General features: G+C 67.9%; 20 protein-coding genes. 15 read left to right on the forward strand and 5 right to left on the reverse strand.

Annotated elements, in window-relative coordinates; all coding sequences use genetic code 11:
• Positions 1-54: 54 nt before the first annotated feature.
• Positions 55-360, forward strand: a complete 306-nt coding sequence (locus PSC72_RS03385) for a hypothetical protein (RefSeq protein WP_123533187.1) — start codon at positions 55-57, stop codon at positions 358-360.
• A gap of 30 nt (positions 361-390) precedes the next feature.
• Here PSC72_RS03385 and PSC72_RS03390 read toward each other — a convergent pair whose 3' ends face one another.
• Entirely contained in the window at positions 391-3252 is a 2862-nt protein-coding gene (locus tag PSC72_RS03390; RefSeq protein ID WP_274324482.1) for a DUF7527 domain-containing protein, read from the reverse strand.
• A gap of 130 nt (positions 3253-3382) precedes the next feature.
• On the opposite strand from PSC72_RS03390, the gene PSC72_RS03395 reads away from it, so the two are divergent.
• The 11 genes from PSC72_RS03395 to PSC72_RS03445 all read left to right on the forward strand — a co-directional run bounded on the left by PSC72_RS03395 (position 3383) and on the right by PSC72_RS03445 (position 13707).
• Positions 3383-3787: a DUF7541 family protein gene (locus PSC72_RS03395; protein ID WP_274324483.1), complete on the forward strand. Its 405-nt coding sequence runs from the start codon at positions 3383-3385 to the stop codon at positions 3785-3787.
• A 99-nt stretch (positions 3788-3886) separates the two neighbouring features.
• Complete coding sequence (locus PSC72_RS03400; protein ID WP_274324484.1) at positions 3887-4144, forward strand: DUF6684 family protein; 258 nt, start codon at positions 3887-3889, stop codon at positions 4142-4144.
• A gap of 302 nt (positions 4145-4446) precedes the next feature.
• Positions 4447-6213 (forward strand): cytochrome c oxidase subunit I, encoded by a 1767-nt coding sequence (gene ctaD / locus PSC72_RS03405; protein WP_274324485.1) that lies wholly within the window; start codon positions 4447-4449, stop codon positions 6211-6213.
• Positions 6214-6526: 313 nt separating this feature from the next.
• On the forward strand, positions 6527-6811 hold the full coding sequence (locus PSC72_RS03410) for a DUF7520 family protein (protein ID WP_274324486.1): 285 nt from the start codon (positions 6527-6529) through the stop codon (positions 6809-6811).
• Between the two features lie 327 nt (positions 6812-7138).
• The gene (locus tag PSC72_RS03415) at positions 7139-7408 is read left to right on the forward strand and encodes an NADH-quinone oxidoreductase subunit J (RefSeq protein ID WP_274324487.1); all 270 of its coding nucleotides are present in this window, start codon (positions 7139-7141) and stop codon (positions 7406-7408) included.
• A complete protein-coding gene (locus tag PSC72_RS03420) occupies positions 7405-7800 on the forward strand; it encodes a hypothetical protein (RefSeq protein WP_274324488.1) in 396 nt (131 codons plus the stop codon). The genes PSC72_RS03415 and PSC72_RS03420 overlap by 4 nt, the downstream gene beginning before the upstream one ends.
• Positions 7800-8105 carry an NADH-quinone oxidoreductase subunit NuoK gene (gene nuoK / locus PSC72_RS03425; RefSeq protein WP_382261151.1) on the forward strand — a complete coding sequence of 102 codons (306 nt, stop codon included), beginning with the start codon at positions 7800-7802 and terminating at the stop codon, positions 8103-8105. Before PSC72_RS03420 ends, nuoK begins: the two co-directional genes overlap by 1 nt.
• 1 nt (position 8106) lies before the next feature.
• Positions 8107-10173 carry an NADH-quinone oxidoreductase subunit L gene (nuoL, locus tag PSC72_RS03430; protein ID WP_274324489.1) on the forward strand — a complete coding sequence of 689 codons (2067 nt, stop codon included), beginning with the start codon at positions 8107-8109 and terminating at the stop codon, positions 10171-10173.
• Positions 10173-11732 carry a complex I subunit 4 family protein gene (locus PSC72_RS03435; RefSeq protein WP_274324490.1) on the forward strand — a complete coding sequence of 520 codons (1560 nt, stop codon included), beginning with the start codon at positions 10173-10175 and terminating at the stop codon, positions 11730-11732. The genes nuoL and PSC72_RS03435 overlap by 1 nt, the downstream gene beginning before the upstream one ends.
• Positions 11726-13255, forward strand: coding sequence for an NADH-quinone oxidoreductase subunit N (locus tag PSC72_RS03440; protein WP_274324491.1), 1530 nt, complete (start codon positions 11726-11728; stop codon positions 13253-13255). Before PSC72_RS03435 ends, PSC72_RS03440 begins: the two co-directional genes overlap by 7 nt.
• A gap of 149 nt (positions 13256-13404) precedes the next feature.
• Complete coding sequence (locus PSC72_RS03445; RefSeq protein ID WP_274324492.1) at positions 13405-13707, forward strand: hypothetical protein; 303 nt, start codon at positions 13405-13407, stop codon at positions 13705-13707.
• A gap of 21 nt (positions 13708-13728) precedes the next feature.
• Here the strand turns inward: PSC72_RS03445 and PSC72_RS03450 are convergent, their stop codons facing one another.
• Both PSC72_RS03450 and PSC72_RS03455 read right to left on the reverse strand, forming a co-directional pair.
• Positions 13729-14364 carry a hypothetical protein gene (locus PSC72_RS03450; protein ID WP_274324493.1) on the reverse strand — a complete coding sequence of 212 codons (636 nt, stop codon included), beginning with the start codon at positions 14362-14364 and terminating at the stop codon, positions 13729-13731.
• Between the two features lie 48 nt (positions 14365-14412).
• Positions 14413-14886, reverse strand: a complete 474-nt coding sequence (locus PSC72_RS03455) for a redoxin domain-containing protein (RefSeq protein ID WP_274324494.1) — start codon at positions 14884-14886, stop codon at positions 14413-14415.
• Positions 14887-15033: 147 nt separating this feature from the next.
• Between PSC72_RS03455 and PSC72_RS03460 the strand changes: the two genes are divergently transcribed.
• A complete protein-coding gene (locus PSC72_RS03460) occupies positions 15034-15981 on the forward strand; it encodes a mechanosensitive ion channel family protein (protein ID WP_274324495.1) in 948 nt (315 codons plus the stop codon).
• Between the two features lie 21 nt (positions 15982-16002).
• On the opposite strand, the gene surE is transcribed toward PSC72_RS03460, so the two are convergent.
• Positions 16003-16878: a 5'/3'-nucleotidase SurE gene (gene surE, locus PSC72_RS03465; protein WP_274324496.1), complete on the reverse strand. Its 876-nt coding sequence runs from the start codon at positions 16876-16878 to the stop codon at positions 16003-16005.
• 142 nt (positions 16879-17020) lie between these two features.
• Between surE and PSC72_RS03470 the strand changes: the two genes are divergently transcribed.
• The gene (locus PSC72_RS03470; protein WP_274324497.1) at positions 17021-17611 is read left to right on the forward strand and encodes an NUDIX hydrolase; all 591 of its coding nucleotides are present in this window, start codon (positions 17021-17023) and stop codon (positions 17609-17611) included.
• 30 nt (positions 17612-17641) lie between these two features.
• Here the strand turns inward: PSC72_RS03470 and PSC72_RS03475 are convergent, their stop codons facing one another.
• The gene (locus tag PSC72_RS03475; RefSeq protein WP_274324498.1) at positions 17642-19018 is read right to left on the reverse strand and encodes a cytochrome P450; all 1377 of its coding nucleotides are present in this window, start codon (positions 19016-19018) and stop codon (positions 17642-17644) included.
• Positions 19019-19430: 412 nt separating this feature from the next.
• Between PSC72_RS03475 and PSC72_RS03480 the strand changes: the two genes are divergently transcribed.
• Entirely contained in the window at positions 19431-20105 is a 675-nt protein-coding gene (locus PSC72_RS03480) for an O-methyltransferase (RefSeq protein ID WP_274324499.1), read from the forward strand.
• Positions 20106-20116 lie beyond the last annotated feature (11 nt).

The following is a 20116-nucleotide window of genomic DNA, read 5'->3' on the forward strand; positions in this document are numbered from 1 at the left end:
ATCCCCCTTTCGACAGCAACCTTTAAAACCCTCAAACACAAGTTAACAATTGCCATGATAGACAGACTTGAGAAGGAAGTAGACATGCTGGAGCGCCATCTGCAGGTGTTGCGGATGGTGATACAGAACGAGCCGATCGGGATCGTGAAGATGTCCAACGAGACGGGCTACCCGCACCACAAGGTGCGCTACTCGCTGCGCGTCCTCGAAGAGGAGAACCTGATCGAGCCGTCCAGCCAGGGGGCCATCACGACGGAGCAGACGGGGGAGTTCGTCGAGGACCTCGACGGCAAGATCGACCACATCATCGAGAAGCTCGAAGGGATGAAGATCGAGGAAGCGGCCGAAGTCGAGAACTGATTCTGCGACCGGCGATTTACGCTTCTGGCCTCACAGTTCCGGGACGGCCAGGTGGAACTTGTCTTCGCGCGCCTCGACGAGACAGAGGTGATACCCCTGTTTCCGGGAGAGCTTCACGAAGCTCTCGCGCTTGTCGCGGCTGAGCAGTCCGCCGCTGGTCGCCTCCGCGGCCGTCTCCAGCGCTTCCGGCTCGAAGAAGCTCGACGTCACGAGGAACGACGCCCCGAGCGTCTCCGTCGACTCGCCGACGTGCGAGGAGGCGGTGACCAGCGCGGACATCATGCTCTCGCTCGCGGCCTGCCGGGAGTCGTTCATGTTCGCGGTCAGCAGCGGGTTGCCCATCCGGTCGCGCATCACCACGTCGAACGACTCCTGGCTGCGGCGCTCCTGGCCGTCCTCGGTGTACTCCGTGGAGACGGTCCCGTTGAGCTCCGCGCGGTCGATCTTCGGGATGGCGTCGTACAGCGCCTGTAGCTCGGCGACCTTCCCGGTGTCGCGGATCTCGTAGAGCAGGTCGTTGATGACCCAGGTGACGAACTGGAACTGGATGGTCTCGCGGAGGAACTCGTCGAAGGGGAGCCCGCCCACGGAGACGTTGTCGCGGTCGAACTGCGTGTGGTACTCCAGACCCAGGTTCTCCCCTACCTTCTCCCGGCTCGCGTCGCCCGCGTGGGCCGTCTCCAGGGTCGCCTTCCCCTTCGACTCGTAGCGGACGAACAGGTTCGTCTGGTCGAGCGCCTCGCCCGGGCTCATCCGGCGCTCGGCGTCCACCGCGTCGCCGAACTCGGCCTCGATCTCCTGCAGCTGCGATTCGAGTCGCTCGACCTCCGCTTCGAGTTCGTCGACCTCCCCGGCGAGGTCGTCGCGTTCGGCCTCTAGCTGGTCGCGCTCGGATTCGAGCGGGTCGAGCCGCGACCGGAGGTCGTCGCGCTCGCTCCGCACCGATTCGAGTTCGGCCCGGAGGTCGTCGCGCTCGGTCTCGGCGGCCGCCAGGTCCGCTTCGAGCCGTTCTATCTCCGCTTCGCGCTCCTCCAGTTCCGCCTCCAGGTCGGCTACCCGGTCGCTGGACGGCTGGGTTCCGGCATCTGCCGGTTGCGGCTCTTCGGCCGCCCGCTCCTGGCGAGCGTCCGTCCGTTCGGCGCCCGCGGGCTGGTCGCGACGGGTGGACCGGCCGTTCTGCCGCCCGGTCGCGGGCTCGGTCGGTCCGTTCGCGGAGCCGGCGGGTCGCTCCTCCGCCGACGCCGTCGTGGCGGTCGAAGCGTCGGTCGCGGGCGGCTCTTCGGCCGTCGGCGCGGGCGAGGGCGACGACTCCGATTCGGACCCGCGCGAGGTCGTCCGGGCCGGATCGAGCGACGGGATCGAGTGCGTGGCCAGTTGCTCCGGCGTTCCGGCGGACCCCGTTCCCGAGGCGCTGGTGTCTGGGCTCGGGGCCGACGCGGTCGACTCGTCGGCCCGCCCGGTCGACGCCGGCGTCCGGCTCGACGACCCGCCGGACGAGTCGGTCCGTTCCCTGCCCGCCTCTCGGTGCGACTCCGTCGACCGCGACGCGCTGCGGGACTCGCTTCGGTCGGAGCGGGGCCGCTCGGATTCCGCCGTCCGGTCGGTGCCGTCCGCTTCGGTCGTCCGCTCGGTACGGCTCGGTTCCGCCGTTCGGTCGGTCCGCTCGCTCGACGCCCCGTCCCCGGATCGGCTGGACAGCTCCGACTCGCGCGTTCGACTCGCTCGCTCCTCGCTCCGAGGGCGCTCGTCGCGGGCCGTCTCGGGTCCACTCGGCTCCTCGTGGTCGCGCCGCCGGCCCGACCCGGCGGGCTCGTCCTGGCGGCCGGTCGACGGTTCGGCCGGCTCTCCCTCGCGCGCGTCCGAACCGCTCTCCGTCGGGCCGGCCGGCGCGTCGTCGGCCGCGCCGCGGTCGTCGGTACGAGCGGGATCGCGACCGGTGTCTCGGTCGGTCGCATCGTCGACGCCACGCGCGCTCGCCTCCGTCGGTTCTTCGTCCGCGGTGCTCCCCGCCGTCGTATCCGCTGACTCTCCGGCCGAATCCGTCACCGACGACGCCGCGCTCGACGATCCGGCCTCCGACGACGCGCTCTCGGCCATCTCCGCGGACGCGCTCGCGCCGGTCGACTGCGTCTCGGCCTCGCCGTCAGCCGCACTGGACCCGTCCGCGTCCGCGGTTCCCGCCGGGTCCGCGCCGGCCGCGTCGTCCGCCGTCGCGGCGCCCCCCTCGGCGCTTGCCGTCGCGTCCGCGTCGTCGCTCTCGTCCGTCGCGGGTTCCGTCGCACCGCTCGCGGCCGCGCCCCCGGCGGTCGCGTCCCCGGCGGTCGCGTCCGGTTCGACCGCGTCCTCGGACTCGACCTCCGGGATCTCGACGGGTTCGATCTCCGCGGGTCGGACCTCGAAGATGCCCACCTCGTCGTCGGCGCGGTCGAACGCCTCGTCGTCGGTGAGCAGTTGGCTGGAGTTGCCGACCCACGCGACGGCCATCGAGCGGCCGCGGTGGTAGACGACGTAGTAGTCGCCGCTGAGTACGTTCTCGGACAGCTCGACGAAGCCGGTGAACCCCCCGTCGGCGAGCGTGTCGTCGACCTCCGTGAGCGGCGTGTCTTCCGAGTAGTACTTTGCGCGGACCTCGTCGTTGCGTTCCTGCATGAGCGCCAACAGCGGGAGCGCCGGCGACGGGGCCTCGTAGGCGGTGCCGGTCGCGTCCTCGAACGAGTCGATATCGCCGTCGAGGATCCCGACGACCGTTCCGTTGAGCATACAGAGTTTCGCACCGCCGGCCTCGACGATCCCCGAGAACTCCCCCTCGGCGAGGTCGTGCAGGCCGCGATACCCGTCCCGGAACGGCGACGACTCCCACTCGTCGAACTGCTCCACAGCGCGCGTGGTCATTGTCTACGACAAGCCCCATGCGAACCAAATACTTTGCGCCCACGGCCGGCGAGCGAGAGGGACCCGACGACTGCCCGACGCCCACGACGAGTCCGGTGTGCATTTCACCCGTCGGGCCCAACGCCGGGGCATGGAAGAGCAACCGGGACTGTCTGACCAGTATCGGACGGCCAGTCCGTGGCCGCTCCTCGTGGCCGTTGGGTTCGCCCTCTCGGAGGTGGGCGTCTTCCTCGGCGTGTTCCCCGTCGCGGTCGGCGGAGTCCTCCTGCTCGGTGCCAGCGTCGCCGGCATCCTCGCGGAGTCGGGCTACGCGCGGCGGCCCTGGCGCACGCTCGCCGCGCTCGGACTCGCCTTCACCGCCCTGGGAGCGGTCGTCGTCGCGACGCAGGTGTCGCCCTCGTCGGTCGACATCCTGGGCATCATCGCCGACCCGACCGGCATCACCGGTCGGGGCATGGCGGTCGCCGTCGCGGGAGTCATGCTGGTCGTCGCGGGCGGCGTCAGCCAGGCGGTCGGACGAAACCACGGTATCTGACCGCGCGCGAGACCCGCCCCGCCGAGATCCGCCCGCGAGGTCGGCGCTCGCCGGCGCGAATCACCAATCTATTTATCCGCGTCGCCGAACCCCTTACGTATGACAGAGAAGGTCTTCGACCGCGAGACCCTGCTCGACCTGACGGTCAACTTCATCCCGCTCGGAATCCTGATCTTCTTCATCGGCGCGTTCGCCCTGTTCGCCCCGTGGGGCGTCGATCCGCTCATTTCGAGCCTCCAGTTCACCATCGTCGGCGGCACCGCCGTCCTGCTCATCATCCTGACCTACTACGCCGGCAAGGCGATCTCGACCGCCGAGATGGAGATGGAAGCCGACCACGGTCACGACGCCGAATAGCCCTGACCGACGACGTCTCGTCTTCGCCGATTCCAGCCGGTTTCTCAGTCCGCTCATCTCCACTCTCCGTCCCCGCCGTCTGATCTCCGCGCTAACTGACTGGAACGCCCCAGCGCTACCTGTTCGACACTCCAGTGACACCCGTCCGAGACGCTCAGTGCTTACCGCTCGGGACTCGCGCCAGCGGCGGCGAAATCGTGCGTTTGATCCTCACGATCTTCTCCCCTTGACACGGTGACGCGAACGGATTCGGCGGAAGGGTTTCCTAACCATTCATATGGTCCCAGTCCCGAGGTTCGAGTATGGCATCAGGGCAGCTCGTGCTAACGGTGTTGATGGGGGTCTTCCTCGTCGGCATCGCCGCTTTCCTCTCTCGTGTCGAAGACTGGCGCACGTACACACCGCTGGCGAGCGGTGGCGGCGGCTACGGCGAGGCCGGCGGCCACGTCCACCGCGAGAAACCGGCAGGTATCATCCGCTGGTTGACGACGGTCGACCACAAGGACATCGGCATCCTCTACGGCACCTTCGGCGTCATCGCGTTCGCCGTCGGCGGCATCATGGCCTTCCTCATCCGGATGCAACTCGTCGTGCCGACCGGCGCCATCGTCGGCAACAGCTTCTACAACGCCATCATGACCAGCCACGGGATCACGATGCTGTTCCTGTTCGGGACGCCCATCATCGCGGCGTTCTCGAACTACTTCATCCCGCTGCTGATCGGCGCCGACGACATGGCGTTCCCGCGGATCAACGCCATCGCGTTCTGGCTGCTCCCGCCGGGCGCCCTGCTCATCTGGGCCGGGTTCTTCGTTCCGGGCCTGGAAGGCGCCCAGACCGCCTGGACGATGTACACGCCGCTGTCGGCCGAACAGACCAACGGCGGCGTCGACCTCATGCTGCTCGGTCTGCACCTGACCGGCGTCTCCGCGACGATGGGTGCGATCAACTTCATCGCGACCATCTTCACCGAGCGTGACGACGACGTGACCTGGGCGAACCTCGACATCTTCTCGTGGACCATCCTCACCCAGTCGGCGCTCATCCTCTTCGCGTTCCCGCTGCTGGGTAGCGCGCTCGTCATGCTCCTGCTCGACCGCAACCTCGGCACGACGTTCTTCGTCACCGAGGGCGGCGGCCCCATCCTCTGGCAGCACCTGTTCTGGTTCTTCGGCCACCCCGAAGTGTACATCCTCGTGCTCCCGCCGATGGGACTGGTGAGCTACATCCTGCCGCGGTTCGCCGGCCGGAAGCTGTTCGGGTTCAAGTTCGTCGTCTACTCGACGCTGGCGATCGGCGTCCTGAGCTTCGGCGTCTGGGCCCATCACATGTTCACGACCGGCATCGACCCGCGGCTGCGCGCCTCGTTCATGGCGGTCTCGCTGGCGATCGCGATACCCTCGGCCGTCAAGACGTTCAACTGGATCACGACGATGTGGAACGGGCGCCTGCGCCTGACGACGCCGATGCTGTTCTGTATCGGCTTCATCTCGAACTTCATCATCGGCGGCGTGACCGGCGTCTTCCTCGCCTCGGTCCCCGTCGACCAGGTCCTCCACGACACCTACTACGTCGTCGGCCACTTCCACTACATCGTGATGGGCGCCATCGGCTTCGCCGTCTTCGCCGGCCTCTACTACTGGTTCCCCATCTTCACGGGCCGGATGTACCAGCGCACGCTGGGGAAGGCGCACTTCTGGCTGTCGATGGTCGGGACCAACATCACCTTCTTCGCGATGCTGTTCCTGGGCTACCTGGGCATGCCCCGCCGCTACGCGACCTACGATTTCAACGAGGCCATCGCCCCGCTGGACATGGTGACGCTCACCCACCAGGCGGCCTCGCTCGGCGCCATCCTCCTGCTGGTCGGCCAGGTCATCCTGGTCTGGAACCTCGTCACCTCGTGGCTCGACGCCCCGAAGGTCGAGGACCCCGACCCGTGGGACCTCAAGGACACCGGCCAGCACGGCCGCGAGTTCCAGTGGCACGAGCGCCGCACCGAGACCGCGCTCGCGGACGGCGGCGAAGTCGTCGACGACGCCGACGCCACCGAGCGCTCGGACGACTGACGACCCCGGCCCGATTCCGACGCGTTTCTCGCTGTACCCACACGTCTACTCTCCGGTGTCGCCGCTGTCCGGTGACCGGCGACGAAAACTGGCCGAGCGGCCGCTCGCGGTTCTGCGAGAGCGACCGGAAGCGAGCGGTTACCCCCCGATGACGAGCACGAAGGCGGAGACCGCCATGAGGACAGCGATGGCGGTGAGGACGAACAGGAGTAGTTCTTTCTCCGAGAAGCCGGAGTCGTCGTCGAAGTCGCTCATACCCGAGCTAACGGGCGTGATGTGAAAAGGCTAACCACCTGTGGGTCGAACTCCGACTGTGACAGCGAACACCGACAGCCCGCCGCTGGCCGAGCGGGTCGCGGGACCGCGCGTCGTGATCACGGTGTACCTCGCGGTGCTGGGCGTCGCCGGCGCGATGGGCGCGCTGCTCGGCTACGTCAACCCGGAGGGCATGGACCCGGAGCTGTTCTTCCTCGTCGACCTCCCGCCGACGCCGCTCGGGATGGCGACGTTCGGCGTCGTCACGGTCGGCGTCGTGTTGGGCGTCCTCTTGCTTGCTGTCCGGTACGTCTCGCAGTTCGACGACGACCGGGTCGAATAGGGCCCCATCGCAGGGGCGACCCGGTCGTCGAGTGTCAGTGTCGAGAAGCTGGTGAGCGCCAGCGGTCGAGCCCGACCATTTCGACCCGGGCCGGACCATCTCGGCTCGGGGTAGTCGAGCGCGCGCGAGGCGCGCGAGGGGGTTCCGGGCGCCGGGAGAGCCCCGAGAGGGACCTGCGGCCGAACACGTCAGGTGTCGCCCGGGGGGTCGTGGGGGGCCAAGGGGGCGATTGCGTCGAATCGCTAACGGTTTCGGGCGCGTGAGCGGCCACGCGCGGGACGATACAGAAATCTTCAAAGGGCGTCCGGTAGGAGATTCGAGACAACGATGGCATTGCTCGAGTCAATCGCGTTTGCGCTGTTCGCCCTCGTGACAGTGGGGAGCAGCCTGGGCGTCGTGCTGGTGCGCGACGTCTGGCACTCGGCGCTGATGCTCGGCGTCGCACTGCTGTCGGTCGCAGTGCACTACGTCATGCTTCAGGCCGAGTTCATCGCCGCGATGCAAATACTGGTGTACGTCGGTGGGGTGCTCGTCCTCATCACGTTCGCCGTCATGCTCACCGAGACAGATTCCCAGCCCGACGAGGTGGCAACATGACCTCGCGTCCGCGGCTGGCGACCGACGTCAACTACGTCAACGGACTGGCCGCGCTGGCCCTGTTCGCCGTCTTCGCCTACGTCTTCATGACGAGCCAGCTCGGGCGGCCGGTCGGGTTCGGCGAGGGCAGCATCACCGCCAGCATCGGCTACGCGATGTTCGACATGCTCGACCAGGGAGCCTTCGAGGCCGAGAGCTTCCTGGTCGCCTTCGAGATCATCGACATCGTGCTCGTCGCCGCGCTAGTCGGCGCGGTCATGCTCGCTCGTCGCGAGGACGACGAGAGCGTCGTCTCGGCGCTCGCCGACGGGGGCCGCCGGATCGCGGGCCGCGGCGGCGACCGCGACCGCACGACCGAGTCGACCGACGCCGCGGACGGGGGTGACCACTGATGGCGGTGCTGCCGGAGTACTACCTCCTGCTGTCGGCGGCGATCTTCTGCATCGGCGTCTACGGCATCCTCACGCGGCGCAACGCGCTGCTGTTCCTGATGTCCGTGGAGCTGATGCTCAACGCGGCGAACATCAACCTCGTCGCGTTCTCGTTCTACCACGGGAACCTGACGGGGCAGGTGTTCTCGCTGTTCACGATGGCGCTGGCCGCCGCCGAGGTGGCGGTCGGCATCGGCATCATCCTCGTCCTGTATCGCAACTTCGAGGACGTCGACGTCACGAAAGCGGCTACGATGAGGTGGTAAGATGGCAGGTGCATTCGACTTCGTTCCCGCGATCGCAGCGCTCCCGTTCCTGGCGTTCATAATCGCTCTGTTCGCCGGGCAGTACTTGCCGAAGCGCGGTGCCGAGGCCGGCATCGTCGCGACCGCAGGCTCCCTGGTCCTGTCGATCTGGACGGCGCTGACCGTCGCCGGGATCACGGGTTCGGCGACGACCTACAACGAGAACCTCTACACGTGGGTCGCCGGCGTGGCCGACAACGCCGTCACGCTCCGTCTGGGCGTGCTCGTCGACCCGCTGACGGCGCTCATGCTTATCATCGTCTCGCTCATCGCCCTGCTCGTCCACATCTTCTCGCTGGGGTACATGAACGACGAGGGCGAGACGGGCCTGCCCCGGTACTACGCCGGTCTCGGCCTGTTCACGGCGAGCATGCTCGCGTTCGTCTTCTCGAACAACATCCTGATGGCGTTCATGTTCTTCGAGCTGGTCGGGCTCTGCTCGTTCCTGCTCATCGGCTTCTGGTTCCGCGAGGACGGCCCGCCGTCGGCCGCGAAGAAGGCGTTCCTGGTCACCCGCTTCGGTGACTACTTCTTCCTCATCGGCGTGGTCGGCATCTTCGCCACCTTCGGCACGGGCCTGTTCGCCCCGATCACCGAGGGCGGCTCGGTGGTCGCCGAGAGCTTCCCGCAGATGGCCGAGCACGCCCTCGAAGAGGGCGAGAGCTACTTCGGCTACGGCGCGGGGACGTGGTTCACCGTCCTCGGGCTGCTCGTGCTGGGCGGCGTCGTCGGCAAGTCGGCGCAGTTCCCGCTGCACACGTGGCTGCCCGACGCGATGGAAGGCCCGACGCCGGTCTCGGCGCTCATCCACGCGGCGACGATGGTCGCGGCGGGCGTCTACCTCGTCGCCAGGATGTACGGCTTCTACCTGCTCAGCCCGACGGCGCTCGCGGTCATCGCCCTGGTCGGTGGGTTCACCGCCCTGTTCGCGGCGACGATGGGGGTCGTCAAACAGGAACTCAAGCAGGTGCTCGCGTACTCGACCATCAGCCAGTACGGCTACATGATGCTCGCGCTGGGCGTGGGCGGGTACACGGCCGCCGTGTTCCACCTGACCACCCACGCGATCTTCAAGGCGCTGCTGTTCCTCGGCGCCGGGTCGGTCATCATCGCGATGCACCACAACGAGAACATGTGGGACATGGGCGGGCTCAAAGAGCGGATGCCCGTCACCTACTGGACGTTCGTCTCGGGGTCGCTCGCGCTCGCGGGCATCTTCCCGTTCGCCGGCTTCTGGTCCAAGGACGAGGTCCTGTTCGAGGCCATCGTCCACGGCCTCGGCACCGAGGGCATCCTCGGGAACCTCTACCTGCTGGCCTACGCGATGGGCCTGCTGGCCGTGTTCTTCACGGCGTTCTACACGTTCCGGATGGTCTTCCTGACGTTCCACGGGGACGCACGGACCGAGACGGCCCGTGACCCCCACGGCGTGCGCTGGAACGTGAAGCTCCCGCTCGCGGTGCTCGGTATCGGCGCCGCGACGGTCGGGTTCATCAACATGACGCCGGTCGCGGAGACGTTCCACCTGGAGATCGAGTTCCTCCACCAGTGGCTCGACGGCAACATCGGCGCGACGTCGGTCCACCACTACACCGGCTCGGAGGGGCTGCTCCACCACGTCGCACACGTCGAGGCGGCGCACCTGTCGCCGCTCATCCCCGGTGCGATCTCGCTGCTGCTGGCGCTCGCCGGGCTCGGGCTCGCGTGGTCGCTGTACAACGTCCGCGACCCGGTCGAGCACACGGACAAGCTGGGAGGTGCGAAGACGCTGCTCATGCACAACTACTACCAGGACGAGTATCAGGTCTGGCTGGCACAGGGCGTGACGGTACCGCTCGCGCGAGCGGCGGACAAGTTCGACCAGGGCGTCGTCGACGGCGTCGTCAACGGCGTCAGTAGCGTGAGCCTGTTCACCGGCTCGCGCTTCCGGCGCATCCAGTCGGGCGTCGTCTCGAACTACGCGGCGCTGATGACGCTCTCGCTCGTGTTGCTGCTCGTCGTCTTCGTCGTGCTGGGAGGTGTCGCCTGATGGCGATCGCAGGCCCCATCGAGGCGCTGCTCGGCGTGACGCTCGTCGGCGCCTTCCTCGTCTTCCTCGCGCCGGACGAGTGGGCGGGCAAGCTCGCCACCGCGGTGAGCCTCGTGCCCGTCGCGATCACCCTCTGGATGTACTCGGTCTTCGACGGCGCGGGCAACGCGCTGCTCGGAGGCACGCTCGCGTTCGAGTCGAACCTCGGCTGGGTCAGCCTCGGCCGCTACGACATCGCGTGGCAGGTCGGTCTCGACGGGATCAGCATGCCGCTGCTCCTGCTGGCGACCGTGCTGACGACGCTCGCGCTGGTCAGTTCGTGGACGCCCATCGACGAGCGCGAGTCGCAGTTCTACGGGCTGATGCTCCTGATGGAGGCCAGCCTCATCGGCGTGTTCACCGCGCTCGATTTCTTCCTGTGGCTGGTGTTCTGGGAGGCCGTGCTCATCCCGATGTACTTCCTCATCGGCGTCTGGGGCGGCCCGCGCCGGAAGTACGCCGCCATCAAGTTCTTCGTCTACACGAACGTGGCGACGCTGGTCATGTTCGTGGGCTTCATGGCGCTCGTGTTCGGGCTCGGCGACTCCATCTCGACGTTCGGGATGCCCGAGATCACCCAGGCGCTCCGGGAGGGAGGCAACCTCTCGGCCGTCGCCGGCATCCAACCCCGGAGCCTCACGCTGATCGCCTTCACCCTCATGTTCGCCGGGTTCGCGGTGAAGGTGCCCGTCTTCCCGGTCCACACGTGGCTGCCCGACGCCCACGTCGAGGCGCCCACGCCGGTGTCGGTCATGCTGGCGGGCGTCCTCCTGAAGATGGGGACCTACGCGCTGCTGCGGTTCAACTTCACGATGCTCCGTGAGGTCGCGCAGGCAAACGCGGGAATCATCGTCGCCTTCGGCGTCCTGAGCATCATCTACGGGGCGATGCTCGCGCTGGCCCAGCAGGACCTCAAGCGCATCGTCGCCTACTCGTCCATCTCGTCGATGGGGTACGTCATCGTCGGGCTGATCGCCTTCACGCCCCACGGCTTCGGCGGCGCGACCTTCCAGATGGTCGCCCACGGGCTCATCTCGGGGCTGATGTTCATGACGGTCGGCGTCATCTACAACGAGACGCACACGCGGATGGTCGGCGACATCTCCGGTATCGCCGACCGGATGCCCTGGACCGTCGGCATCTTCGTCGCCGCCGCGTTCGGGTACATGGGCCTGCCGCTGATGGCCGGCTTCGCCGCGGAGTACCTGATCTTCCAGGGCGCCTTCTCGTCGACGGTCATCCCGGCGGCGCCGCTGGTGACCGCGATCGGGATGTTCGGCATCGTCATCGTCGCGGGCTACCTGCTGTGGGCGATGCAACGGACGCTGTTCGGCGAGTACAGCCTCGCGACCGACTACGATGTCTCGCGGGCGCCCGTCCACGACGTGGCCCCGCTGGTCGTGCTGCTCGCGCTCGTCATCGCGCTGGGCGTGCGGCCGGGACTGGTCTACCAGATGATCCAGGACGCTGTGAACCCACTTGTTGAACCGCTGATGTTCGGAGGTGTCGGCCTATGGTAGTCGAGATCGCGGGCGTCACGGTCGCCGACTGGGTCGCGCTCGTCCCGACGCTCGTGCTCGCCCTCTCGGGGCTCCTGCTGTTGGTCGTCGACAGCATCGACCCGCAGCCGGGCACGAGTTCCAACGCCGTCCTCGCCGGCATCTCGACGCTGGCGTCGCTGGCCGCCTTCCTCGTCGCGGGGTACTTCCTCGTCCTCGGGGTCGGCCAACCGCGCGGGACCGGCGCCATCGAGCTGTTCAACGGCCAGCTCGTCGTCGACGGGATGAGCCTGTTCTTCGTGGTCATCATCGGCAGCGTGACAGCGCTCGTCACGCTGGCGAGCTACGACTACCTGGAGGGCGAGTCCTACCAGGCCGAGTACTACACGCTCGTCCTGCTCGCGGCGACGGGGATGTCGCTGATGGCCTCGGCCAACGGCCTCGCGACGGTCTTCGTCAGCCTCGAACTCGCCAGCCTCCCCTCGTTCGCGCTGGTCGCGTTCCTGAAGACCAACCGCGGCAGCGTGGAGGGCGGCCTGAAGTACTTCCTCATCGGCGCGCTGTCGTCGTCGGTGCTCGCCTACGGGATCAGCCTCGTCTACGCCGCGACCGGGAGCCTACAGCTCGGGGCCGTCGCCGAGGCGCTCACCGAGTCGGGCGTCCCGACCGGGGTCCTCGGTATCGGCGTCATCATGATCCTACTCGGGTTCGCGTACAAGACCGCGAGCGTCCCGTTCCACTTCTGGGCGCCCGAGGCCTACGAGGGCGCGCCCGCGCCCATCTCGGCGTTCCTGTCGTCGGCGTCGAAGGCCGCAGGGTTCGTGGTCGCGTTCCGCGTGTTCCTGACGGCCTTCCCCGAGGTCGGCGGCCTCACCGGCGGCGACCCGATGGTCGACTGGATCACGGCCGTGACCGTGCTGGCGGTCGTCACGATGACCGTCGGTAACTTCGCCGCCGCCACCCAGGAGAAGGTCAAGCGAATGCTCGCCTACTCGTCGGTCGGTCACGCCGGCTACGTCCTCATCGGGCTCGCCGCGCTGAACGCGCCCGACCAGGGCTTCGTCCTCGGCGCGAGCATGATGCACCTGCTCGTCTACGGGTTCATGAACACGGGCGCGTTCCTGTTCATCGCCCTCACCGAACACTGGGGCATCGGCCGTACCTTCCAGGACTTCAACGGTCTCTCGGAGCAGGCGCCGCTGGCCTGCGCCGCCATGACCGTCTTCCTCTTCAGCCTCGCGGGCCTGCCCATCGGCGGCGGGTTCATCTCGAAGCTGTACCTGCTGGCCGCGACCGCCAAGGCCGGCGCGTGGCTGCTCGGCGCCTCGCTCATCGTCAACAGCGCCCTGTCGCTGTTCTACTACAGCCGGGTCGTCAAGGCGATGTGGATCGAGGAACCGAGCGGCGACTTCGAGGTCGACTCGTACCCGAGTTCGCTGTACGCCGCGGTCGTCATCGCTGCGTTCGTGACGTTCGCGCTCCTGCCCGCCTTCGGCCTGCTCTCGCCGAGCGCCTTCGACGCCGCGTCCGTGCTGTTCGGCTGAGCGGCGGCCGACGCTTTTCGCTGCTTTCGGTTTTCGGTTTGAGTTGGAGACAGTGAGCGCGAGCTACGACGGGCGTCGCCACGGACGACACCAGACAGTTTTTCCGACACCGGCGAGACTGTACTTCACAGTGACAGGAATGATGCATCGTGGGTGACGAAGACGAGCGGGCGCAGAGACGGCGGCTGGCCGCGCTGTCGTATCTGCTGATGCCAGTGAGTGGGCTCGTCGTCCGGTACGCCACCGACCCGGGCGAGCGCGACGAGTTCCACGCGCTCCAGAGCGTCTTCCTGGGCGTCGGACTGCTACTGCTCTTCCCGGTCGCGGGGTTCGTCGGAGAACTGTATTTCTCGGCCGCGATCGCCGTCTGGGTCGTCGCGATGCTCACGGCGTACAACGGGATGGCTTTCGAGTTCCCGATCGCCGGACCGCTCGCTCGCGAGCGGACGTGAACGGAGTAGACGGACCGCGACTTACTCGGCGGTCACTTCGATCTCGTCGAAGTAGTGCGTCGCGTCGGATTCCCAGACGACGGCGACGCCGAGCGACAGGAACAGCGACTTCGGGACCTCGTCTGGGTCCCAGTCGAACGAGTACTCGTGCCAGCCATCGGCGAGGTGCAGCGGTTCGCGGAGGCCGCCGTGCGGGGCGTCCGGGACGGCCGTCGAGTTCGCGCCGGGGTCGGGGAAGTCACCCTCCTCGCTCGGTCGTTCGGGACCAAGGTAGGCGACGACGTTGCGGAGGACGTTGAAGCTCTCGGACTCGCTCCAGGCCTGGAAGGAGACCGAGAAGGTCGACGGGTCCTCGGGGGTCGGGATCTCGGCCGTCACCCAGGCCGTCCCGTCGTCGTGGTCGCCCTCGGTGAAGACTTCGAGGCTCCAGTCGCCCCCAGCCGCCTGCTCCTGGCTGAGCGCGATGTCCCACTCGAATTCCGAATTGGGCTCCTCGGGGCCAATGTGGCTCTGTCGGGACCAGCGTTCGTCGCTCTCTTCGAATCCGTCGGCGAACAGCGAGTCGTTCCCCGGTGCGGTGGCGCACCCGGCCACGGCGGCGCCGGTCAACAGCGCACCGCTCCGGAGTACCGCTCGGCGTGAGAATCTGCGAGACACCCTGGAAGCTTGTCGAAGTTACCTGATAAGGATTTGGACAGCCGCTCGTCAGGCCGATTCGACGGCGTCGAGCAGTTCGTCGTAGTCGGGTTCGTTGGTGGGGTCGTCGGCGACCCAGTCGTAGACGACGGTGCCCTCCTCGTCGATGACGAAGACCGCGCGGTTCGCGTTACCGTACAGGCCCAGATCGGGGATGTCCATCTCCAGACCGTACTCGCGGATGGCGTCGCCGTCCATGTCGCTGACGAGGTCGAACTCGATGCCGTGTTCCTCGCGGAAGGCGCCCTGCGAGAACGGCGAGTCGGCGCTGACGCCGAGGATCGTTGCGCCCGCGTCCTCGAACTCGCCGATGCGGTCCTGGAACGCGACCATCTCGTTCGTGCACGGCGGGGTGAACGCGCCGGGGAAGAAGGCGAGGACGACGGGCCCGTCGCCGATGCGGTCGGCGAGGTCGAAGTCCTCGTGGTCGCTGGTACCGAGCGTCGCGGTGAACGTGGGTGCGGAGTCGCCTGTGGAAACCATCACCGGTCTGTTGGAACGCCCTCCGAATAAATCTCCTACCGAACGCGTTTCTCGACGCGGTCGGCTGCCGACTCGGGACCCGATCGCGCCGGCGGTGGACCGCTCGGCCGGGAGAACTTTGTGGGGGCGCTCCCAGCGGACTGGCAGATGCGACGGGTCGGGTACCTCTCACTGATCGGCGCCGGCGTCGCCGCGGTCGCGAGTCGGCTCGTCACTCAGGTCGTCGAGCCGCGAACCCTGTGGGGGCTGTCGGCCGAACGGATGGCGGTCACCGCGCTGGTCGCGACGGCTGTGGTACTGGCGACGTACGGCACCTATCGCGTCGTCGGCGGGTGGCTCACCGAGCGGGCCGCCTCGAAACGCCGGCGCCACGACCTGCGGAACGTCCTCCGGCTGGCCTTCGGGCTCGTCGGCCTGATCGGGCTGCTCGGCGTCGTCACCGAGCAGTGGCTCGGGGTGCTGTTCTCGCTCGGGGTCGTGGGCTTCGCGGTGACGTTCGCGCTCCAGCAGCCGCTGTTCTCGCTCATCGGCTGGGTGTACATCATGGTCAACCGGCCGTACCAGGTCGGCGACCGGGTCGCCATCGAGGAGTCGAAGGGCGACGTCGTGGAGGTGAACTTCCTCGTGACGACGCTCTGGGAGATCAACGGCGAACTCGTCTCCTCGAACCAGCCCTCGGGGCGGATCATCACGCTCCCGAACTCCGTCGTCCTCTCCTCGCACGTGAAGAACTTCACCCAGGAGGAGTTCCCGTACGTCTGGAACGAGGTCGCCGTCGAGGTGGCCTACGAGACCGACCTGGACTTCGCCCGGGAGACGATGATCCGGGTCGCTGACGAGGTGGTCGGCGACGAGATGGAGCGCAACATCGAGCGCTATCGCGAGCGGCTGGCCGAGACGCCGGTCGAACTCGAAGTGCAGTCCCGTCCGACCGTCAACGTGACGCAGGAGGCTTCGTGGGTGAAACTCCGAGTTCGCTACATCGTCCACCCGCGGCGCGGCCAGCGGACGAAAAACCGGATCTACGAGCGGATCCTCGCCGAGTTCAACGACAACCCCGACCAGGTGAAGTTCCCGGTGAGCCGCAATCGGTAAATCACGATCGCAGTACGCGGCTCACGCTACCGATCGTTCGCGACGCTCGTTGCGCGCCTCGACCGCGCTGTCGATCACCGGACAGTCGACCGGTGCGACCGGGACCGAGAGCGGCGAGACCGCGATCGCGCCGTCCCGGAGGGCGCCCTGTTCGGCGTCCGCGGGGAGCGACGACGGCGGTAGTTCGCCCGGCGCAGGTGACCCCTCAGCGAGGCGGTTCTGCGGCCCGTAGTAGTTCTCGAACAGGACCGCGCCGTCGTCGTCCCTGGCGGTGGTGTCGTAGAAGTCGTGCGGTTCGGTCGCGCGCATCGGCGCGTCGTCGGTCACTGCCCCGTCCCGTCCCACCGGGACGTTCACGTTCAGCAGATCCGCGCCGCCCTCGCGGCGGTGGCTCTCGACGAGCGCCGGGAGTAGCGAGGCGGCGACGTCGGCCGCGCCCGCGTAGCAGAACTCGTCTTCCGGTCGCGGCAACAGCGATCCGGGGTCGTACGCCGAGAGGGCGATGGCGGGGACGTCGAGCCACGCCGCCTCGACGGCGGCGCCGACGGTGCCCGACTGGCCGAGGACGTACGACCCCACGTTCGGGCCGTGGTTACAGCCGGAGACGACCGCGTCGGGGGTACTGTCCAGCCCTCGGAGGCCGAAGGCGGTGCAGTCTGCTGGCATGCCCTCGACCGCGTATCCCGTGTCGGTCTCCTCGTAGGAGATCCGCCGCTGGCGCGTGCGCCCGATCCCGCTGACGTTTCCCTCCGGCGCAACGACCGTCACGTCCGCCGCCTTCGAGAGCCTGTCCGCGACCGCCCGGAGTCCGTGTGCGTCGATGCCGTCGTCGTTCGTCACGAGGACGTGTTCTATCTCTCCACCGAGGCTGGCGTCTCTCCCGTCGGTCCCGTCCATTCGTACCCCCGACGCTTCAGTCGGCCCCCGGAAAAAGGTATCCCCACTGACGGGAAAATACGGCGGGCGTGAGGGGAGACCGAATCCGGACTGTCGATCGTGTCAGAGACGCTTATTATCACTCGGCGTCGACAGTGTGCCAATGCCAAACACGCCGCCCGACTACTGCCCGGACTGCGGCGGTCGGCTCGAACCCGTCGACCCGCCGGCCGTCCAGCGCTGTGCCGACTGCGGCGAGTACGAGTTCTTCAATCCCATTCCGACGGCGCGCGTGGCCGTCCTCGACAGCGGGGGACGGAGTCCCCCGGGCAGTGCGGCGAAGCCGCACGACGGCGACGCGGTGCTCCTGGTGAAAGTCGACATCCCGGACCGGGACCTGTGGGGGACGCCCGGCGGGATGGTCGAAGCCGGCGAGGACCCCGACGTCGCCGGCGCCCGCGAACTCGAAGAGGAGACGACGCTGGTGGTCGACCCGGCCGATCTGGTGCTGTTCGACGCGCGGACGTTCGTCAAGTTCGAGGCGACCCACAAGACCTGTCTCTGTTACGCCGTCGACGCCGCGGACGTGCGGGGGACGCCCGAGGCGGACGACGAGGTGGCCGAAGCCCGCTTCTGGACGCCCGGTGAACTTGCCGCGACCGAGGACCGACTGTTGACCAGTTGGCCCGAGGCGTACAAGGATCTGCAGTGGTGGGTCGACGAGGGAGGGGCCGCGCTGGACCGCGACGGATAGGCGGAAGCGAGCGCGTCCGGCGGCGGTCAGTCACCGCTCCTCGACGCGCATCTCCATCGTCTGGCGGGGATGCATCGTCAGTGAGGGCATGAACTCCAGCGGCGTCGTTCCCTGGAAGTCCAGTTCGTACTCGGAGACGACGGTGGCGAGGATGAGCTTCGCCTCCAGCAGGGAGAGGTGCTTCCCGATGCAGTGGCGGGGGCCGCCGCCGAACGGGAAGAAGGCGAAGCGCGGTCGGTCGGCGCGACGCTCGGGGCTGAATCGGTCAGGGTCGAACGAGTCGGGTTCGTCCCAGTATCGCTCCGACCGGTGGACGCCCCACTGCGGGAGCATGACGATCGAACCCGTGGGCACGCGATACCCGCCGAGTTCGACTGGTCCGGTCGACTCGCGGAAGACGGTGAACACCGGCGGGTACAGGCGCATCGCCTCGTTGACGACCCGGTCGAGGTACTCGAACTCGCGGACGTGTTCCATCCCCGGCCGGTCGCCCGCGAGCACGTCGTCGACTTCCCGCTGGACGCGGCGCTCGGCCTCCGGGTGCTCCGAGAGGAGGAACCACGTGTAGGTCAACGTCAGCGCGGTCGTGTCGTGACCCGCCAGCAGCATCGTCATCATCTCGTCGCGGAGCTGCTCCGGGGACTGCTCCCCGCGGTTCTGGGCCCGAAGCAGGACCGAGAGGAAGTCCATCGGCGGCTCGCCACTGGCGGCCTCGTCGTCGGCCGAAACGCGTTCGACGCCCTCGACGCCTTCCGTCCCGCGGCGCGTCTCGACGATCTCGTCCAGCACCGAGTCGAGCGTGTCGACGGCGGACTCGAACTCCTCGTCGCCGGGCATCGGCACCCACTCCGGCATCGCGAACCGGATCGGGTCGGGCTCGAAGCGCCGCCCCAGCGGTTCCAGTTGCTCCTCGACGGTCCTCACGCGCTCGTCGGAGAGTTCGACGCCCATCATCAGGTCGAGGATGACGTTCAGGGTGACGCGGGCCATCTCGCTCTCGACGTCGACGGTCTGGCCCGGTGACCACCCGTCGACCATCGACTCGGCGTGGCCGGTGATCCGGTCGGCCATCCCCGAGAGACGGGCCATCCGGAAGGCCGGATTGGCGAGGTCGCGCTGGCGCTCCCAGGTCTCCCCTTCGCTGAGGAGGAGTCCGTCGCCCAGCAGGTCGCCGAGCGCGTCGTTCTGGAAGTCGGGCTTCCGGTAGGCGCCGGCCTCGGAGACGAGCACGCGCTCGACGTCGGCGGGGTCCGTCACCATGTAGGTGTCCATCGGCCCCATGTCGAACAGCGCCACGCCGTCGTAGGTCTCCTCCAGCGCCGCGATGAACGAGAACGGGTCGCGGGCGTAGCGTCGACTGCTCCCGAACAGCGGCTCGCCCTTCGGCCCCGGCGGCGTCTCTGACATGTCCGGGGTTACGGCCGTACCGGTTTGAATCCCTCGACGGCTAGGAGTGGCTGTTGTTCGTGGTAGATGGATCGGTGTGGTACCAGCCACTTCGAGGAGAACTGCCACGAGCAGCGTGAAAGCGCCCGGCCCCTTTCATCCCCACCCGCATAGACTGACGAACAAGCTGTGAGGGTGGGAATGAAAGGGGCGGTCGCCTTCGGGAAGCACGGCGACGTAAGCACGCGAACGGAGTGAGCGCGCGCAGCGAGCCGCGCGACTGAAGGCGGTCGGGGCTTTCACGCTGTTCGCGGTCGCCAGATCGTACTCTCCCGAGCCAGGTTGCTCGATCACGTCGACGCTCACTCCTGATCCCGGCACGGACTACCGGGGCGCGGCCCCTTTTTCCGGACGGGGAGCGAACAACCGTTCTATGGCAGCGGACGAACTCCCGGACCTGCTCGAATCGTACGCGACGGTCATCGGCCCCGAGTCTGACGAGATCATCGAGGAGATGGGGGCACAGGCCCGCCGCGAGGGCTTCCCGTACGTCGGGCCAGCGGTGGGCGGGTGGCTCGCGATGTGCGCCCGGTTCGCCGACGCCGAGCGGATCTTCGAGTTCGGGTCGGGGTTCGGCTACTCGGCGTACTGGTTCGCGCGCGAGCTCCCCGAGGACGGCGAGGTCGTCCTCACCGAGATCGACGAGGGCGAACTGGAGCAGGCCCGCGAGTACCTCGACCGCGGCGACCTCGCCGGGCGCGCGGCGTTCGAACACGGCGACGCCATCGAGACCGTCGAGGACTACGACGGCCCGTTCGACGTGGTGCTGATCGACTGCCAGAAGGAGCGTTACGCCGAGGCGTTCGAGGCCGTCCGCGACAAGGTGGCGCCGGGCGGCATCGTCGCGGCCGACAACGCCGTCGCGGGGGGATCCATCGACGCCGAAGCGCTGCGCGACTACTTCGCCGGCGATGGGGACAGCGGAACGCTCGACGGGATGTCGCGCGGAATCGCGGAGTACCTCGAAGCTGTGCGCGGGGACGAGGCCTTCGAGACGACGCTGCTGCCGCTGGGCGAGGGCGTCGCCGTGAGTCACCGCGAGCACTGAATCGAGACGGG

It is taken from the genome of Halosimplex aquaticum (assembly GCF_028747785.1).
GTDB lineage: Archaea > Halobacteriota > Halobacteria > Halobacteriales > Haloarculaceae > Halosimplex > Halosimplex aquaticum.